This window comes from Bryocella sp. (assembly GCF_058498515.1).
The window spans coordinates 208,315-225,915 of the sequence record NZ_JBMHYI010000024.1 but is presented as its reverse complement, the minus strand read 5'-3'; the positions used below and the strand labels follow the sequence as shown (position 1 = coordinate 225,915).

The 17,601-nt window shown below is 62.4% G+C and carries 14 protein-coding genes; 8 read left to right on the top strand and 6 right to left on the bottom strand.

The features are described from left to right. The first annotated feature begins 17 nt into the window (after positions 1-17). The 8 genes from AC5E6W_RS07895 to cobA all read left to right on the top strand — a co-directional run bounded on the left by AC5E6W_RS07895 (position 18) and on the right by cobA (position 8,504). Positions 18-1,151 (top strand): aminopeptidase, encoded by a 1,134-nt coding sequence (locus tag AC5E6W_RS07895; RefSeq protein WP_491751728.1) that lies wholly within the window; start codon positions 18-20, stop codon positions 1,149-1,151. A 106-nt stretch (positions 1,152-1,257) separates the two neighbouring features. Then, the gene (locus AC5E6W_RS07890) at positions 1,258-2,478 is read left to right on the top strand and encodes a hypothetical protein (protein ID WP_491751727.1); all 1,221 of its coding nucleotides are present in this window, start codon (positions 1,258-1,260) and stop codon (positions 2,476-2,478) included. Between the two features lie 77 nt (positions 2,479-2,555). Continuing rightward, positions 2,556-2,885 (top strand): PilZ domain-containing protein, encoded by a 330-nt coding sequence (locus AC5E6W_RS07885; RefSeq protein ID WP_491751726.1) that lies wholly within the window; start codon positions 2,556-2,558, stop codon positions 2,883-2,885. Further along, positions 2,882-3,646: a response regulator transcription factor gene (locus AC5E6W_RS07880; protein ID WP_491751725.1), complete on the top strand. Its 765-nt coding sequence runs from the start codon at positions 2,882-2,884 to the stop codon at positions 3,644-3,646. Before AC5E6W_RS07885 ends, AC5E6W_RS07880 begins: the two co-directional genes overlap by 4 nt. Before the next feature lie 36 nt (positions 3,647-3,682). Next, a complete protein-coding gene (locus tag AC5E6W_RS07875) occupies positions 3,683-5,023 on the top strand; it encodes an MFS transporter (protein ID WP_491751724.1) in 1,341 nt (446 codons plus the stop codon). 220 nt (positions 5,024-5,243) lie between these two features. Next, positions 5,244-6,968: a nitrite/sulfite reductase gene (locus AC5E6W_RS07870; protein ID WP_491751723.1), complete on the top strand. Its 1,725-nt coding sequence runs from the start codon at positions 5,244-5,246 to the stop codon at positions 6,966-6,968. Between the two features lie 22 nt (positions 6,969-6,990). Further along, positions 6,991-7,647, top strand: a complete 657-nt coding sequence (locus AC5E6W_RS07865; RefSeq protein WP_491751722.1) for a precorrin-2 dehydrogenase/sirohydrochlorin ferrochelatase family protein — start codon at positions 6,991-6,993, stop codon at positions 7,645-7,647. A gap of 26 nt (positions 7,648-7,673) precedes the next feature. After that, positions 7,674-8,504: a uroporphyrinogen-III C-methyltransferase gene (cobA, locus tag AC5E6W_RS07860; RefSeq protein WP_491751721.1), complete on the top strand. Its 831-nt coding sequence runs from the start codon at positions 7,674-7,676 to the stop codon at positions 8,502-8,504. Between the two features lie 2 nt (positions 8,505-8,506). Here the strand turns inward: cobA and AC5E6W_RS07855 are convergent, their stop codons facing one another. The 6 genes from AC5E6W_RS07855 to nuoL form a co-directional block, all read right to left on the bottom strand. Next, entirely contained in the window at positions 8,507-9,595 is a 1,089-nt protein-coding gene (locus AC5E6W_RS07855) for an alpha/beta fold hydrolase (RefSeq protein ID WP_491751720.1), read from the bottom strand. A 61-nt stretch (positions 9,596-9,656) separates the two neighbouring features. Beyond that, complete coding sequence (locus AC5E6W_RS07850) at positions 9,657-11,582, bottom strand: M61 family metallopeptidase (RefSeq protein ID WP_491751719.1); 1,926 nt, start codon at positions 11,580-11,582, stop codon at positions 9,657-9,659. 101 nt (positions 11,583-11,683) lie between these two features. Then, positions 11,684-12,241 (bottom strand): glutathione peroxidase, encoded by a 558-nt coding sequence (locus tag AC5E6W_RS07845; RefSeq protein ID WP_491751718.1) that lies wholly within the window; start codon positions 12,239-12,241, stop codon positions 11,684-11,686. A gap of 86 nt (positions 12,242-12,327) precedes the next feature. Beyond that, positions 12,328-13,878: an NADH-quinone oxidoreductase subunit N gene (locus AC5E6W_RS07840; RefSeq protein WP_491751717.1), complete on the bottom strand. Its 1,551-nt coding sequence runs from the start codon at positions 13,876-13,878 to the stop codon at positions 12,328-12,330. Further along, positions 13,878-15,515: a complex I subunit 4 family protein gene (locus tag AC5E6W_RS07835; protein ID WP_491751716.1), complete on the bottom strand. Its 1,638-nt coding sequence runs from the start codon at positions 15,513-15,515 to the stop codon at positions 13,878-13,880. The genes AC5E6W_RS07840 and AC5E6W_RS07835 overlap by 1 nt, the downstream gene beginning before the upstream one ends. A gap of 41 nt (positions 15,516-15,556) precedes the next feature. After that, a complete protein-coding gene (gene nuoL / locus AC5E6W_RS07830) occupies positions 15,557-17,599 on the bottom strand; it encodes an NADH-quinone oxidoreductase subunit L (protein WP_491751715.1) in 2,043 nt (680 codons plus the stop codon). Between the last annotated feature and the right edge of the window lie 2 nt (positions 17,600-17,601).

Genomic DNA, 17,601 nt, shown 5'->3' with positions numbered 1-17,601 from the left:
GAACAAGGGATGAATCGATGAAGAACGCCGGAGCTTTCACCTTGGACGCCACGCAGAGCGCACAACCGACATCGCAGCAGCCGGCCGTACCGGAAATTGCGGCGGCCGACCGCCAGGGCCATCACCTTCTGGCACTCGCGTTTCCCGAGGCCTTTCGCGAGGGAGCGCGTAACGCCATCGTCGCTTGCCTGCGCGTGCAGCCTGCGGAGAAGGTCACGCTGATCGCGGACAACTCGACCATCGAGATCGCAGCCGCGCTGGCGACTGAGCTTGAGGCCGTGAGGTGTGTGTGGAACGCGTTCGTTCTCGAAGAGCTGGCGCCGCGCCCGGTGAAGGACATGCCCGCGCCAGTTCTGGCGGACATGGAGAGCTCGCAGGTCAGCATCTTCGCTGTGCAGGTGCAGCCGAATGAACTCGGCAGCCGCATGCAGATGACCGACGTGGTGAACCGCCGCCACATGCGCCACGCGCACATGGTCAACATCACACCGCAGGTGATGGTGGAGGGCATGCGCGCGGACTTCAATCGCGTCGACCGGCTGAGCCAGAAGGTGCTGGACAAGGTGCGTGCGGCGACGTACGTGCGCGCGACGACAGCCGCTGGAACCGACATTCATGCCGAACTGAACCCGGACTACAAGTGGTTCAAGACCTCGGGCATCATCTCGACCGAGAAGTGGGGAAATCTACCCGGGGGCGAGTGCTTCACTTCGCCGGGTGAGGTGAATGGGTGCTTCGTGGTGGATGGCGTTGTGGGCGACTTCCTGTGCGCGCGCTATGGCCTGCTGCAGGCCACGCCGCTGACCATCGAGATCAGAGAGAACCGCATTGTGTCCGTAGCCTGTGAAAACAAGGATCTGGAGCGCGAGTTCTGGGCCTACACGCACACGGATGAGAACTCGGATCGCGTGGGAGAATTCGCCATCGGCACCAACATCGGTGTGAAGCAAGTCATCGGGAACATCCTGCAGGACGAGAAGTTTCCCGGCATCCACATCGCCTTCGGCGATCCTTATGGCAACCACACTGGCGCTCCATGGAAGTCGACGACGCACATCGATGTGGTGGGCCTGGGCTTCAACATCTGGCTGGGCGGCCCGGATGGCGAAGAGCAGATCATGCGCGATGGAACGTTCCTGATCGAAGCGTAAGAACGTAGTGCGTGGAGTTGTAGAGATGCGAGGCCTTCAGGCGTCGAGGTATGAGGGAAACCTTGCCTGATGCCCTGTAGGATGAGGACAATTTCAGGACCTGCCCATGCTTGAGCCGTACCGCAGTGACTTCAATGCGCGCTTCACTGAGGCGAAGTACCGAGAGCTCATCGCACGCCTTCGCACCGAGACAGGGACGAAGATCGAGTTCCGCATCGCCGAGACGCCTTGCTTCTTTGCGGGCGAGCTGCTGGATCGGATGGTAGCTACGGGTATCGAGCTCACCGAGCAGCTGCTGGGCAACCAGGCCTATATGCAGGCGAGCAGCGAGACGATCCCTGAAGCCTTTCGCGTGCCCGGGCAGAATGCGCATCCCCACTTCATGACGGTGGACTTCGGCCTGGTGCGCAACGCTGCCGGCGAGCTAGAACCGAAGCTTGTCGAGATGCAGGCCTTCCCCTCAATCTTCGGATATCAGTCCGGGCTGGCGAAGGCCTATATCGAGGTCTTTGGGCTCGATCCGTCCCTAAAGTACCTCTTCGGCGATCTCGACGAAGAGGGCTACTGGGCGATCCTGCGCGAGGTGATCGTCGCTGGCCATGATCCGAAGAACGTGGTGCTGATGGAGGTCGAGCCAGAGACGCAGAAGACGCTGCCGGACTTCCTGATGCACGCGAAGCATCTCGGCATCCGCATCGTCGATGTGGCGAAGGTGGTGAAGCAGGGGCGGAAGCTCTTCTACCGCGACGAAGTCACTGGCGATCTCGTCCCGATCGCGCGGATCTACAACCGGGTCATCGTCGATGAGCTGGAGCGGAAGGGAATCGAGTTACCCTTCGACTACCGCGATGAACTCGACGTCGAGTGGGCCGGGCATCCGAACTGGTACTTCCAGATAAGCAAGTTCGCCATCCCGCATCTGCGGCACGCGGCGGTGCCGGCCGCGGTGTTCCTCGACGAGTGGTTTGCGGGTGAAGGTCGCGCCCGGCTTCCGGAGGATCGGAGCCAGTGGGTCTTCAAGCCGCTGTACTCGTTTGCGGGCAAGGGAATCCAGTTCGGGCCCAGCGATGAGGATCTGGCCGCGATTCCCACAGCCGAGCGGCGGCATTACCTACTGCAGGAGCGGGTCCATTTTGAACCTGTCATTCGCACTCCGGAGGGGCTCACGCAGGCGGAGGTTCGCATCCTATATGCATGGCCGGACGGTAAGTCTATGATTCCTATGACCAGTCTCGTGCGCATGGGCCGTGGGCTGATGATGGGGGTGGACTACAATCGCGATCGCACCTGGGTGGGAGGATCGGCTGGGTTACGTCCCCCAATCTAGTCATTTCATTCGGGGAGCAGTCGCGTAGAATTCTCCCCATGCCGGGCGCAACCCAGTCTGTCCGGGCGAGGGAAGATGTGCCGACTTCTGCAAACGCGGTGAATATTGATCCTGTGCGCACAGCTGTGCGCTTCCCGCTGCATCTGGATATCGTCCTGAAGACCGCCGACCGCGAATACGCGGCGGTGACCGAGGACGTGTCTGCCAACGGCGTGCTGTTCCGCGCCGAAGAGCTCCCGGCTATCGGCGAAGGGGTCGAGTTCAAGCTGATGATGCCGTCCACCATCATGGGTGGCAATGAGGATGTGGCTCTGCACTGCAAAGGCCGCATCGTGCGGCACATCCCGGAGAAGAAGATGGCTGCCGCGGTCATCGACGAGTACTCCCTAAAGGCTGAACACGCATGAACATCCAAGGCGCCAACGGATTCGAGGACGGAACGCTTGCGGTCGATGCACGGCCAGGAATTCGTGTGATCCTCGCGGACTCACAGGCGATCTACCGCGTGGGCATGCGTAAGGTCTTCGCGCTCGAAGACGATATCCGCGTCGTTGCGCAGTCTGAGACGCTGGAAAACACCTTTGCCGCCCTGCAGCGCTTCCCAACGGACGTGGTTGTGCTCGAAGGCGCCTTGATCAACGGCATTCCCGATGCCATCGTCAACTTTCAGCGCCGTGCTCCCGAGGTCAAGCTGATCGTGCAGGTCGCCGAAAGTGATGAGGGCGGAACCGTAGAGCTCTATCGCAAAGGTGTGCGTGGCGTGGTGCCGCGTTCGATTTCTCCGGATCTGCTCATCAAGTGCGTACGCAAAATTGCCGCGGGCGAAACGTGGATCGACAACCAGTCCATCGGCTGGGTGATTGATGCATATCGCGCGCAGGCTTCGGCCGCTGCCGATCCGCACAAGGCGCCGCGCCTATCCGAGAAGGAACTTGCCATCATCGCGTGCATCACGCGCGGGATGCGCAACAAGGAGATCGCGTACCAGATCGGCACCACCGAGCAGGTGATCAAGAACTACCTGCGCAAGGTGTACGACAAGCTCGGCGTCAGCGATCGCCTGGAGCTTGCGCTCTATTGCCTGCACCACAAGATTCTGCAGAACGATCAGGACCAGATGCCTGTGCCAGTGATGGCCGGCAGCCAGCCGATGCGCGCCAAGTTCTAGACTTGCGCATCTGCAGCCCCGCTGTAGACTGTTGGCTTGAGCCTCCAATCGAACTCTCCTACCGCCTCGGGTCATGCGCCGCGCCGTTCGGTCTTTGCTCCGTTTCGTGCGCTCACGTCGATGCAGCGGCGCGTCTTCAGCGCCTGCTTTCTGGGCTGGACACTGGACGCGCTCGACTTCTTCATCCTCACCTTCTGCCTCGACCAGATCGGCACCACGTTCCATGTGGGGCTGGAGACGGTCGCGGAGAGCTTGTTCTGGACGCTCGCCATGCGCCCCGTGGGAGCGCTGCTCTTCGGTTTGCTGGCGGAGCGAATCGGCCGCAAGCCCACGCTGATGATCAACGTGGCGTGCTTCGCGATCTTTGAGCTGGCCAGCGCCTTCTCTCCCACCTGGCCGATCTTCCTCGTCTGTCGCGCGCTTTTCGGAGTCGCGATGGGTGGCGAGTGGGGTGTTGGAGCAGCACTTGCGCTCGAGTCGCTGCCCACCGAAGGCCGCGGCTTCTTTTCCGGTCTGCTGCAGGAGGGCTATGTTACCGGCAACATGCTGGCTGCGGCGCTGAGCGGGATCTTCGCACTGGCGGTGGCGCACCTTGGACTCACCGGTTTCGCCGCTGGCTGGCGGATGCTGTTTGTCATCGGCGCTTGCCTTACGCTGCTGGTGCTGGCCCTGCTGGCTACCGTGGACGAATCACCCGCGTGGCTGGCCGGCCGCGCAGCCAAGCTGGCTTCCGTGCAGAAGCCAGTGATGGAGCGGATCTCGGAAGGCGCAAGCGGCTTGCTGCGATACTCTCCGAAGTTTCTCTTCCTCATCGTGATGATGTTTGCCTTCACGTCCTTCAGTCACGGCACGCAGGACCTCTATCCAAAGTTCCTCAAGCACGACTTCCACCTCTCAGCGCCGGTGATCTCGCTGGTCGCGATGGTTGGGAACCTCGGCGCGCTGCTCGGCGGCATGACCTGCGGCACGCTCTCCGAGCGCATCGGACGCCGCAAGACGATCATGTTCGCGGCGCTGCTGGCCGTGCCGATGATCCCTCTGTGGGCGTGGTCGCACACGGCTGTGATGCTTGCCGCTGGCGGCTTTCTGATGCAGTTCATGGTGCAGGGAGCGTGGGGAGTGATCCCGGTGCACCTCAATGAGTTATCGCCCGGACCAGTGCGCGCCATTCTGCCGGGAGTGGCCTACCAGCTGGGCAACCTCCTGTCGTCGCGCAACGGCGTCTTCCAGGCCAAGGCGGCTCAACATCTGTTTCATGGCAACCTGGGCCCCGCCATGGCCTGGACGGTGCTCATCGTGGGGTTGCTGGTCGCGCTCATTACCTCGCTCGGGCCGGAAGCCAAGGGTGTGGATATGTCGGGGCAGGTTGCCGCCTGATTGCGCTCCATCGTTGCCATATCACGGAAATCCCATTACCCTTATCTCGTGCGAGCTTTCCGCAACACGGTCTGTTGTCCCAGCGCTGGCGCCTCCGCGTCGGCTGCGGCACTCTTGTAGCGCTCGCTCAGCCTGACACCGACCGCCCACGATCGCGACTGCATCGTGGGCTTTTTGCTTCCGCCCTTAACTCAACCACTGCCCCGGAGAAGATCGTTTCGTGAGTGACGCAGCCACCAACCCCATCGTCCCTGCCGTGAAGGAAACCAAGGCCCAGAAGGTCGAGCGCTTGAAGCTCGAGAAGAATCCCTGGGAGGCGTGGGACGAGGTGCGCCGATTTGCCGAGGAGGGCCGCGCCAGCGTGCTTCCCGAGTGGGCCGGGACGTACTTCAAATGGTGGGGCATCTACACGCAGGGCGACGGCCTGGGCGTGACCGGCGGCAAGGGTGGCGAAGGCAAGACTACCGACTACTTCATGATGCGGATCGGCCTGCCCAACGGCCTGCTCACGTCGAAGCAGCTACATGTCATCGCGGAGCTGACGGAGAAGTACGCGCGCGGCATTTCGGACATCACTACGCGCCAGAACATTCAGCTGCACTGGCTGACGATCGGCGCGCTGATCGAGGTGGTCGACAAGCTCACCGAAGTGGGCCTCTCCCCCAAGGGCGCTTGCGGCGACGTCGTTCGCAACGTCACCGGCTGCCCGCTGTGCGGGCTCGATGCGAACGAGGTGCTCGACGCTTCGCCGCTGGCGGTAGAGGTCGCGCACAAGCTCACCGCGAACCCCGAGTTCTACAACCTGCCACGCAAGTTCAAGATCACGGTGACGGGCTGCCCTATCTGGTGCAGTTACCCCGAGATCAACGACGTTGGCCTCACGGCGCTGAAGCGCGTGAAGGACGGCAAGGAGGAGATCGGCTACTCGCTGCGTGTCGGCGGAGGTCTCTCTATGGAGCCGCACCTCGCTGTGCGTCTCAATGCCTTCATCCCGCAGGATAAGGCGTACGACGCGGTCGAAGCGGTGGTGCGCATCTTCCGCGAGGCTGATGTGCTGCGCGAGAGCCGCACCCATGCGCGCATCAAGTACCTCTTCATGAAGCATGGCTGGACGGCCGAGTCGATGCTGGCAGCGATCGAGGAGAAGCTCGGCTACAAGTTCGATCCGGCTGAAGAAGGTCCTGTCGCGGAGGATGTCTACCGCGATCACGTGGGCGTGCATCCGCAGAAGCAGGAGGGCCTGAGCTACATCGGCGCGACCGTGCTCAATGGCCGCCTCAGCCCGGAGCAGCTGCACAAGCTCGCGGACCTCGCGGAGCAGTACGGTTCCGGCGAACTGCGCGCGACCATCGGCCAGAACATGGTGCTGGTGAATATTCCCAATGCGAAGGTCGCTGAGGTCGTTGCGGAGATCACAGCCCTTGGCCTGCAGGTCGAGCCGACGGTCTTCTTCCGCGGCGCCGTGGCCTGCACGGGAACCGAGTTCTGCAAGCTCGCCATCTCCGAGACCAAGGCCTTCAACAAGTGGCTGGTGGGCGAGCTCGAAGAGCGGCTGCCTGGCTTCGATCAGCAGGTGCGCCTGCATATTACGGGCTGCACCAACTCTTGCGGCCAGGCCTGGATCGCCGACCTCGGACTTGAAGGCAAGAAGATCAAGAAGGATGGCAAGATGGTCGACGCCTTCTACTTCTGCGTCGGTGGCGCAGTCGGCGAGTTCGCCGGCATCGCGCGGCAGATTGGCTATCGCGCTGCCGCGGAGGATTGCCCGGAGTCCATCGAGCGGCTGCTGCGCGGCTACCTCGCGCAACGTACCGACGGTGAGAACCTGCGTGCCTTCTTCCGCCGCACCAGCGACGAAGATCTGCGCGCGTTGCTCAACGGAGCGAGCACGGAAGCTGTCGAGCGCGATCCTGCGCCAGGCCGTGTGCCTGCAAACGTGAGCTAGTGGCTCGGTCACCAAGGAAGCTATGAGCCTCTTTCCCATGTTCCTCAAGCTTGCCGCGCGCCCCTGCGTCGTTGTGGGAGCGGGCGTCATCGCGGAGTCGAAGATCGAGAGCCTGCTGACCGCCGAAGCGAAGGTGACGGTGATCTCGCCCGAAGCTCTTCCGCGCGTGCAGGTTTGGGCGGAAGGCGGCGACATCACCTGGCTGCAACGCGAGTATGCGGATGGCGATCTCGCCGGCGCGTTCCTCTGCGTTGCGGCGACGGAAGTCCCTGCGGTGAATCGCGCAGTCTTTGCCGAAGCCACTGCGCGTGGTGTGCTCTGCAACGCGGTGGACGATCCACCCTTCTGCGACTTCTACTTTCCTTCCATCGTGCAGCGCGGCGAGTTGCAGATCGCGATCTCTACCGCAGGTGAAAGCCCTGCACTTGCGCAGCGGCTCCGTAAGGAGCTCAACGCCGCGCTGCCGCTGGATCTCGGCGAATGGCTGATGGAGCTTGGGCGTCTGCGCAGGGAGGTCGCTGCGGTCGAGCCGCTGGGCGATCCACGTCGCAAGCTCCTACATGAGCTGGCACAGCGCGAGGTTTGCGGCTACGACCAGTGTCCGTCGCGACTGCGCGCTCGTGAGCACGCTCGTGAACTGGGGTATGTCGCAGCAGAGCCAGTGGCTCCCAAGTCTTAGTCAACGGATCGTCAGTTCCAGCACTCATGCCAGACCCAACCCCACAACCCGCAGCGAAGTCCGGGACGGTCTACCTCGTAGGCGCGGGCCCTGGCTCGCCTGATCTGCTGACGCTGCGCGCGCTGAGGCTGCTTGAGACCTGCGACCTGGTGCTGCATGATGACCTCGTGCCCGATGAGGTGCTGACGCTCGTCAGGCCGCAGGCTGAGATTGTTAGCGTGGGTAAGCGCTGCGGCAAGCCGCGCATCACGCAGCAGGGCATTCATGAACTGATGATCGAAGGCGTACGCACTGGTCGCAGCGTCGTGCGGCTCAAGTCCGGCGATCCGCTGGTCTTCGGTCGCGCGGGAGAAGAACTCGCAGCGCTGCGGGAAGCGGGCGTTGCTTTTGAGGTGGTTCCGGGAGTTACAGCGGCGCTTGCTGCTGGCGCCGCACTGGGAGTTCCACTCACGGATCGTACGAGTGCGTCAAAGCTGATCTTTGTAACCGGCCATCACGCGTCCGGCAAAGACCCAACTCCGGTGTGGGTTGGGAAGATCCCATTCGATGCGACGCTCGTGCTCTATATGCCCGGCCGGGATATGGAGCGTCTGGCGCGAGAGTTGCGCGACGCAGGATTGCCGCCTGATACCCCGTGCTGCGCGATCTCACACGCGGCGACACCGCAACAAAATTATGTGAGCTGCAGGCTCGCGGCACTCGATCAACTTATCCCCGGAGCGGCTCCGGTGTTGCTTCTCGTCGGACGCGCCATCGCGCCAATGCTCGCAGGCGAGATCGATGTGCCTCAGTCCAAGGCGCTGCTGGATGCGGCCATCGATGAGGCCGTGGACCGCGTCTCCGCGATACTCGCGTAGCCCTATCTCTTCGGCTCAGACTCAGTCATCAGCTCAACCAGATACTGCTTCCAAACGCTCGCGACGGTGTGCGTGCCGTGGCCACGCGTCTGGTCGGTGAGGGGCAGCAGCACGAACTTCGCACGGGGCATCTCCTTCACCTGTTTTTCCGCGAAACCTAGCTCCGGTGGATTGACGAAGTCATCTGCGGAGTTGACCCACATCACCGGGACTTTGATCTTCGCGAGGTCCTGGCTGGGATCGTAATTGAGCGAAGCGTCCATGTAGTAGATCAGGTTGTTGGCATCAGAGGCTTTCACGGCATGGTCGAGGTAGGAATCGACGTCCTGCTCCGCAGCAGCGCGCGTGGGATACATCCGCTGGTAGTAGAGCGGCGCTGAGCCCATGATGAGCAGCATCTCGTTGGCGGTGCGCAGACCAAGCTCCGGCTCCGTGGTGTAGTTGCCGCTCTGCCATGCGGGGTCGCGTTCGATGTTTTCGATCGCCATGTAGCGCGTCATGCGATTGCGGCCCGCCAGCGGCACCGCGTTGCAGGCCAGCGGCATCAACGCATCCATGAAGTTCGAGTACGTCTCGCCCCACACGAAGCTCTGCATGCAGCCCATCGAGGTGCCGAGGATGAGCCGCAGGTGATCGACATGCAGGCCTTCGGTGAGCATAAGGTATTGCGCGCGCACCATGTCGTCGTAGTCGTAGTGAGGGAACTTCATGCGCAGGCCATCGGAAGGTTTCGAGCTATCGCCGTGGCCGATGTCATCCGGGAAGATGAGGAAGTACTTCGTGATGTCCAGCGGCTGTCCGGAACCGAAAAGCACGTTCGCGAACACGGGATTGAACAGAGAGTGGGCATTGCCGCCGGTGCCGTGCAGAAGAAGGACGGCGTTGTCCACGTGGCCCGCGGTGTTGCGATGTGGCGTGCCCAATGTGACGTAGTGCAGCTTGAGCTCAGGCAGTGTTTCGCCTGAGCCGAAGCGGAAGTCGCGCGCGATGTAGTCGCCAGGCTTGCCTTCGTAGGCCGGAGGCCCTTGCGCATGTGTCGGAGTGGTGAGGGCGAGGGCTGCGAGTGTGGCTACGGCGATCATGAGCTTCATCGGAGTGTCTTCCTCGTTCGCTGCAAAGAACAAGCCCGCTGTAATGGCGGGCTGTTGAAGATCAGTTATTGTCGGAGTCGCTCTCGCTCTTCGCCGCCTTGGTCGCTGGCGGGTGTTGCGTAAGAGGTGTCGTGATCTCGTCGAGGTAATCCTTAGCGCCCTCGGCGCGCACGAGCACCGGATGCCGCTCGCCATCGTGATAGTCGATGTCAATCTCATGCAGCTGGTCCTGTGACTGCACGATGAAGTGGATGGGATCCGTACTCTTCGTTGCGCGGACGATGGCGTTGTGCAGCGCATCGGCGGAGAAGACCCAGCCATCGACGCCGATCAGCTTCTCGCCTGGCGCGAGCTTCGCCTTGTCGGCCGCGCCGCCCCAGCGAACGTCGGTGATCGTACCGTCGCTCTTGATCTGCAGCCCAAGCGAGTACCAGAGGTTCGGTCCGCCACCGCTGCGGCGGGCTCGCGCCTGCGCCAGCATCGACTCAGACTTCGAGGCCATGGGCTTGTAGACGAGCTTGTAGCCACCGCGTTCGATGCCAGCAACATCCGCATGCGGTGTGATCTCATCGACGCGCTCACGCAGGAACGTCTTCCAGTCATAGGGTGCGACCTTGTTCAAGTCGTCGATGAGCTCCTGGCGGTTGTAGGTGACGATGAGAGGCCCCGTGTCTCCGCCCTTGGCGAGGAAGAGTTTATGAAAGTCGGCGATGGACTTCTTATCGTCGGTGAGCTGACGAATAAGAGTATCGACATCGAGCCACAACAACTCGCCTTCGGCGTAGTAGTCCTGACCGCGCCGCCAGTTGCCCCACTCGGGGCCTTCGCTGCGGAGGATGCTCGCAGCGATCGCGGTGTCATCGGTGGAGCGCCACTGGCGGCCCGACTTGTAGTCCAGGTTCGCTGCGGTCATCGCGAGCCGCTCGCGGTATTGCGCCTGCGTCTCGAGGCCCGAGCGTGCGGCGAGTACATTGCCCATGTACTGGGTCATGCCCTCGTACACCCACAGCAGTTCACCCACCTGCGCGGTTGCGAAGTCTGTCTGGTAGAGCTTGTCAGGGCGGCGGTACTTGCCGTTCCAGGAGTGCGTAAACTCATGCGCGAGAAGGTCGGAATTTGCGAGCCGATTCGCTGGCGTCGCGAAGCCCTTCTCGCCCACTCCGTTGTCGGACGATTGTCCGTGCTCGAGGCCTTCACCGCCCGCAACATCCGAGAGCGTCAGCAGCAGGTGATAGACGTTGTAGTGATGCGAGGCATAAGCTGCGCTCGCCTCGCGAACGAGGTTACTTGCAGCGTCCAGCGTCTCAGGATTCAGGTCTTCATCGCGGGCCTCATCGGAGACTACATCGAGGTAATGCTTCGGCGAGATCTCGGGTGCGAGCGCAAACTCATGGAAGTGGAGTCCCGCGATCACAGGCGAGTCCTCAAGCTGCTCCACGGTCGTCGGTTGGTACGTGACGGTACCACCGGGCTTTGCGTTCACGTCATACGGTGTGACCGGCTGCAGCGCTGTGCCCAGACCCCAGCCTTGCGGCACCGTCACGCTGGGCTGAATCGCGATCTGCTTGACGGGAACACCGGCAGGGTAGAGCATCAGCTTCTCCCACTCGAGGACCGCCATGTAATCGCTGGCGCGCGCTGTCACGATGCAGTCAAGATGCGCGTGCAGCGTCGTCACACCGGCAGGAATGTCGACGTGGTAGGCGTAGAGGTCCACGTCATCGCGACGCCAGGGGAGAGGCTTGCCGTTGACGGAAAACACGACGCCTGTGATGTTCTGCACCGGGCCTGTAGGACGATGGTTGCCGGGAATCCACTTGGGCGTGGTGAAGGTCGCGGGACCAGGCTTCACCGGGAGATCGATCTCGGAGTGATACAGCTTGCGGGGAGCCTCGGTAAGATCCGCCGTGATGCGGATCGGTGTCTGTCCGAGCGCGCCGGTAGCTAGCAGCAGCGTGGGCGCAAGAATTGCGGTGCGAAGAACCATGAAGCCTCCAGAAGAGTTGGGCCCGGATAACCGCGCGGCCACCCCTGAGGATGGCCGCGTCGTGGATGTTGCAGGCGCAGTGCGTCACGGCCTGCGGAGTTTTAGCGAAGGGCCTTTTCGATGACTTCGACGAGGCGGGGATCGTTGGGTTCGACGTCTGAGGCATAGCGTGCGACAACTTTGCCGTCGCGATTCACCACGAACTTTTCGAAGTTCCAAAGCACAGCCGGCAGCGGCGGAGAAGGTGGCAGACCCTGGCCCGCGAGGTAGCTATCGAGGCCGCTACGCAGACCCGCGGAGTCTGCGTCATGCTGTGGCATGGCTGCGGTGAGGGCAGCGTAGATGGGATGCTGCTCAGTGCCATTGACGGTGAGCTTCGCAAAGATGGGGAAGGTTACGGGGTATTCCGTCGAGCAGAACGCCGCAATCTCTTCGTTTGTGCCGGGTTCCTGGCCAGCGAAGTCATTTGCCGGGAAGCCAAGCACCACAAGCCCCTGATCTTTGTATTGCCGATAGAGCGCTTCGAGCGCGGTGTATTGCTTCGTGAAGCCACACTTCGACGCGACGTTGACGGCCAGTAGCACCTTGCCTGCGTACTCCTTGAGGCTGGTGGTCCTGCCGTCGATGGTGGTCAGCTCAATGTCATAGAGCGTGGACATGCGATTGGCTCCTATCGTTGCTCAGCTTGATATCAGGTACACCCGAGGTGAAGAGGCCGCACAGAGAATCTTCGCGCGGCCTCCAATTACTGAGGGTTTGTGGTCGATGCAGTCGTGGGTGTTGGCATCGCAGCGATGACCGGAATTGTTGTGGGAGTGGCGCGCTGGACCAGGCTGAGGACCGGTCCCGGGAAGATGCCGAGAGCCAGTGTTGCAAGGCCCGCAATCGCGAGCGCGAGCGCCGCCGAGGGTGTGACCTTCGCCATGGCGCCGCGCACTTCGCCGCGGACGGGCTTGGCGTAGAGAGCCGCCATGAGTCGCAGATAGTAGAAGCATGCCACGCCGGAGTTCAGCAGGCCGATGACGGCGAGCCACGTGAAGCCACCGTGCACAGCCGCGGAGAACGCGTAGAACTTCCCAAAGAAGCCCGCGGTGAAGGGGATGCCGATCAGCGAGCAGAGGAAGAACGCGAGCAACGCGGAAAGGTATGGGCGGGATTGGGCGACGCCGGTGAAGTCGTCGATCGTCCGCATCGTCTCATCCACGCCGGAGAGCTCCGTGATGACCAGGAAGGCGCCGACGTTCATCGCCGCATAGGCCGCGGTATAGAAGCAAGCGGCGGCGACGGCCTCCGTGTGCGTGCTGGTGAAGGCGGCCAGCAGGTAACCCGCATGGGCGATCGAGGAGTACGCCAGCAGACGCTTTACGTCGCGCTGCATGAGAGCGCCGAGGTTGCCGATGCACATCGACGCAACCGACAGTATGAGGATCAACGGCAGCCAACTGCCGCGCAACGACGGCGCAGCGTTGAAGAGGATGCGGAGCAGCACTGCAAAGGCTGCAGCCTTCGGCGCAGTGGACATCAGGCCGACGACTGGAGCCGGTGCGCCCTGGTAGACATCCGGGGTCCACACCTGGAACGGGACCGCAGAGACCTTGAAGCCAAGGCCGATGAGCACCATCGCGACAGCGAGGTATCCGAGGATGGGTGTGTGAGTGATGGCGAGGCCTGCCGCGATGGCGGCGATCGAGGTCGAGCCCGTTGCACCGAAGGCAAGTGCGATGCCGTAGAGGAAGAATGATGTGGCGAAGCTGCCCAGCAGGAAGTACTTCAACGCGGCTTCGGCAGAGACCCCTTGACCTTTGCGGAAGCCCGCGAGGATATACGTGGAGATCGACGAGATCTCGAGGCCAATGAAGACCATGAGCAGCTCCACGGAGCAGGTCATGAACATCATGCCAGCCGCGCCGAAGAGCACCAGCGCGAAGTACTCACCCACATGCGTGTAAGCCAGGCGCGCGGTCTCACTGGTCTCAGCGAGTGCAGCCGGGGGAGCGAAGTAATCCAGCGAACCCAGCAGCACGACCATCACAATAGCGGCGATGAGGATGTGGAAGAAGACGCTGAACGCGTCCACTTGCACGGTGCCGAAGTAGCCGGTGATGGGACCATTGGCGTCGACGATGCGAAGCTGCCACAGCGAGAACGCGCCAGCTGCGAAGGCTCCGAGGATGGCGACCCAGCCCAGCAAACGGCGCGGCTTGCCTGGAGCGATGCTCGCATCGGCCAGCATGACCAGCACCGCGGTGACGGTGAGAACGATCTCGGGAAGAATTGCGATCAGGTTCGGCGACATCAGTAGCGCGCTCCCTTGTTGACGGGCGGAGCCGGTGTGCCCTTGGCGGCTGCCCCCAGCGCGGGATCCATAAACGCCGTGCCGGTGTTGCCGTAGCTCTCGGTCTCGATGTGTTTGATCTCACCTGGCGTCATCGTAGCTGGCTTCACCGCGACGGTGGTGCCGTAGGTGTCGATGGCCTTCATCCAGAACGGCGAGACGAGGCCCATGATGAGGAAGAGCGCGGCGAACGGCCACAGCTCGAGATGCTCGCGGGCGGTGAGGTCCCAGCCCTGAACGTCTTCGGCGCGAAGGCCGAGCGAGCCATAGAACACGCGCTGGATCATCCACAGCATGTAGCTTGCGGAGAGGATGACGCCGGTGGTCGCGATGACCGTCCACAGCACGTGGTGCGTGACGTAAGACTGCATGGTGCCAGAGAGGATGAGGAACTCGCCAACGAAGCCGTTGAGCATCGGCAGGCCCACCGCGGCGAAGGTGGTGATGAGGAACATCGTCACCATCCAGGGATGGCGCACAGCCAGGCCACCGTAGTCGCGCATGTCATAGCTGCCGTAGCGCTCGTAGAGCAGTCCCATCAGGACGAACAGGGAAGCGCCGACAATCGACTCATTGAGGATCTGGAAGGTGCCACCATCGAGGCCCGCGACGGTGAAGGTGAAGATGCCGAGGATGACGAAGCTCACATGCGCCAGCGTAGAGAACGCAGCCAGCTTCTTGAGGTCGTTCTGCACCAGTGCCATCAGTGAGCCGTACACGATGCCAATCGCACCCAGTGCGAGCATCAGCGGAGCGATGGCGTGCGACTGCTCGGGGAAGATGCCGAAGCTGAAGCGAAGGATGGAGTAGAGGCCAAGCTTGCCGGCGAGCACCATCACCACGGCGGTTGGAGCTTCCTGGATGTTGTCCGAGAGCCAGCCGTGCAACGGGAAGACCGGGACCTTGACAGCGAAGGCGACAAGGAAGGCCAGCGAGCAGAGCCACAGCGCATGGCTGTTCGGCGAGATCGCGTGCGCGGCAGCCAGCGCTGCGAGGCGCGGCATGTCGAACGTGCCGGTGCGGGAGTAGAGCCAGAGCACCGCGACCAGTAGGATCGCCGAGGGGATGAAGGCGTAGAGGAAGAACTTGATCGCGGCGCGGCGGCGATTCTCGGTGCGGCCGAAGGTCGCGATGAGCAGCGTCATCGGGACGAGTGAGAGCTCCCAGAAGCCGTAGTAGAGGAACGTGTCGAGCGAGAGGAAGACTCCCAGCATCGCGACCTGCTGCAGCAGGAAGAGCGTGTAGAACAGGCGCTCGCGCTTGTTCACAGCCTTCCAACTGGCGAGCACACCGATGGGTGCGAGGAAGCCGGTCAGAACGACCAGCCACATCGAGAGGCCGTCGGCGCCGAGGTGATAGCGGATGGCGGGTACGGCGATCCACGGCAGGTTTTGCTCGAACTGGAAGGTACCCGGCGCAGCAGCGTAGTCGAAGTGCATGAGGAGGTGCAGCGTAAAGAGGAACGTCAGCAGCGTAACCGCGAGGGCCACCGTCGCATGCGTCTTGCTGCCCTCGCGCTCTGGAAGAAGAGCGAGCACCGCCGCGCCAGCCAGTGGCGTCAGCAGGAGGATCGTCAGGATGGAATGATCAAAATTCATGGTCTGCGTTGCGGTTCACCGCGTGCGTTACGTCTAGAGTGCTAAGAATGCAGCGAGTAGGAGATCACCAGGGTGAACACCAGGAAGATGGCGGCGCCGAGCGAAAGCCAGCCGGCGTAGGAACGAATATTGCCTGATTGAATGCGGCGAACCAGCCAGCCGAGGCCGCGCGTTCCGCCTGCCAGACCAGCAGCGGAGCCCTGCACGACCGCGCCCTCGATGAGGCCGCCGAGGATGATGCGGGAGAATGTAAGCAGCGGAGTTACGATCAGCGCGCCATAGATCTCATCCACCCAGTACTTGTGGTCGAGCAGGGAATAGATTGGCTTGACCTTGGCGGCAAGCTGCGCTGCGCGGCCCGGCTTCTTGAAGTAGAAGACATACGCGGCGAAGAGGCCGAGCACGAAGCAGAGGGTCGCAATCGAGGACAGTGCGATGGCGGTGCCACCGCTTCCCGTGACGGCTTCGGCGTTGCCGGAGGCAAAGACTGGATCGAGGAAGTGTTCGAACTCGTTGTGTCCGCCGAAAGCTGTCGGCACGCCGACGATGCCGCCGATCACGGAGAGCACCGCGAGAATCATCAGCGGCAGGGTCATCACCAGCGGAGACTCGTGAACGCCGTGACCATGCACCGGCTCGTGCTCGGCGACCGTGGTGGCATGCGTGTCCTTGTGCGCGTGCACCGGAGCGAGATCCTCTTCGCCATGTCCGCCCAGTGCGTGCTCGTCAAAACGCGGCGCGCCGAAGAAGGTCTTGAACCACAGCCGGAACATGTAGAACGAGGTCAGCAGCGCGGTGAGGATGCCGACCAGCCACACCAGCTTACCTACCGGTGACGGTGAGATATAGGCCTGGTACAGGATCTCGTCCTTGGAGAAGAAGCCGGAGAGGAACGGCATGCCGGCAATGGCGAAGACGCCCGCGGTCATGCACCAGAAGGTGATTGGGATCTTGCGCCACAGACCGCCCATCACGCGCATGTCCTGCTCGCCTGAGAGCGAGTGGATGACGGAGCCCGCCGAGAGGAAGAGCAGCGCCTTGAAGAAGGCGTGCGTCATCAGGTGGAAGATGCCGGCAGAGTACGCCCCTACGCCGCAGGCGAGTACCATGTAGCCCAGCTGCGAGACCGTGGAGTAGGCCAGCACGCGCTTGATGTCGTGCTGGACCAGGCCGATGGTTGCGGCCATCAGAGCGGTTGCCGCGCCAACGCAGGCGATGACGGCCATTGCAGTGGGCGAACGGTCGACGATTACGTGGCAGCGGGCCAGCATGTAGACGCCGGCGGTCACCATCGTTGCGGCATGGATCAGCGCGGAGACCGGCGTGGGACCTTCCATCGCGTCCGGAAGCCAGATGTACAGCGGGATCTGCGCGCTCTTGCCGGCGGCGCCGACGAAGAGAAGTAGAGCGATTGCCGTGAAGAGGTGGGTACCCACGCCAGTGGGCAGAGCCGCGACGCTCGTAAAGATGTCCGCGAAGTTCAGCGTGCCAAAGTGTGCGATGAGGAGGAACATCGCCAGCAGGAAGCCGAAGTCGCCGATGCGGTTGACGATGAACGCCTTCTTGCCCGCGTTCGCTGCGGAATCTTTCTTGAAGTAGAAGCCGATGAGCAGGTAGCTCGCGAGGCCCACGCCTTCCCAGCCCACGAAGAGCAGCAGGAAGTTCGCGCTGAGCACCAGCACCAGCATGAAGAACATAAACAGGTTCAGGTAGGCGAAGAAACGCCAGTAGCCGTCCTCATGCGCCATGTAACCGGCGGAATAGACGTGGATGAGGAAGCCCACGCCCGTGACCACAGCCAACATGATCAGCGTCAGGTGGTCTACCGCGAAGGCGAAGGGCACGGAGAAGCCGGAGACCGCTATCCAATTGCTGCCGGTGACGCTCAGCGAAAGCGGAGCACCAGCCGACTTCATGTAGAGCCACAAGTCAGCCACGATCAGCGCGGGCGCGAGCGTGAAGAGCAGGGCGATGGCCGTCACTGCGGCGCGCGGCAGCTTGCGGCCCAGCGTCCCGTTGAGCAGGAAGCCCGCAAAGGGAATCGTCGGAATGAGCCACAGCAGGTTGGTGTCGAACTGGTTCATGA

Coding starts and splice junctions, on each gene's coding strand:
- cobA (WP_491751721.1), top strand. CDS start 7,674: ATGCCAGACCCAACCCCACAACCCGCAGCGAAGTCCGGGACGGTCTAC.
- AC5E6W_RS07890 (WP_491751727.1), top strand. CDS start 1,258: ATGCTTGAGCCGTACCGCAGTGACTTCAATGCGCGCTTCACTGAGGCG.
- AC5E6W_RS07845 (WP_491751718.1), bottom strand. CDS start 12,241: ATGTCCACGCTCTATGACATTGAGCTGACCACCATCGACGGCAGGACC.
- AC5E6W_RS07880 (WP_491751725.1), top strand. CDS start 2,882: ATGAACATCCAAGGCGCCAACGGATTCGAGGACGGAACGCTTGCGGTC.
- AC5E6W_RS07895 (WP_491751728.1), top strand. CDS start 18: ATGAAGAACGCCGGAGCTTTCACCTTGGACGCCACGCAGAGCGCACAA.
- AC5E6W_RS07840 (WP_491751717.1), bottom strand. CDS start 13,878: ATGTCGCCGAACCTGATCGCAATTCTTCCCGAGATCGTTCTCACCGTC.
- AC5E6W_RS07835 (WP_491751716.1), bottom strand. CDS start 15,515: ATGAATTTTGATCATTCCATCCTGACGATCCTCCTGCTGACGCCACTG.
- AC5E6W_RS07855 (WP_491751720.1), bottom strand. CDS start 9,595: ATGAAGCTCATGATCGCCGTAGCCACACTCGCAGCCCTCGCCCTCACC.
- AC5E6W_RS07865 (WP_491751722.1), top strand. CDS start 6,991: ATGAGCCTCTTTCCCATGTTCCTCAAGCTTGCCGCGCGCCCCTGCGTC.
- AC5E6W_RS07850 (WP_491751719.1), bottom strand. CDS start 11,582: ATGGTTCTTCGCACCGCAATTCTTGCGCCCACGCTGCTGCTAGCTACC.
- nuoL (WP_491751715.1), bottom strand. CDS start 17,599: ATGAACCAGTTCGACACCAACCTGCTGTGGCTCATTCCGACGATTCCC.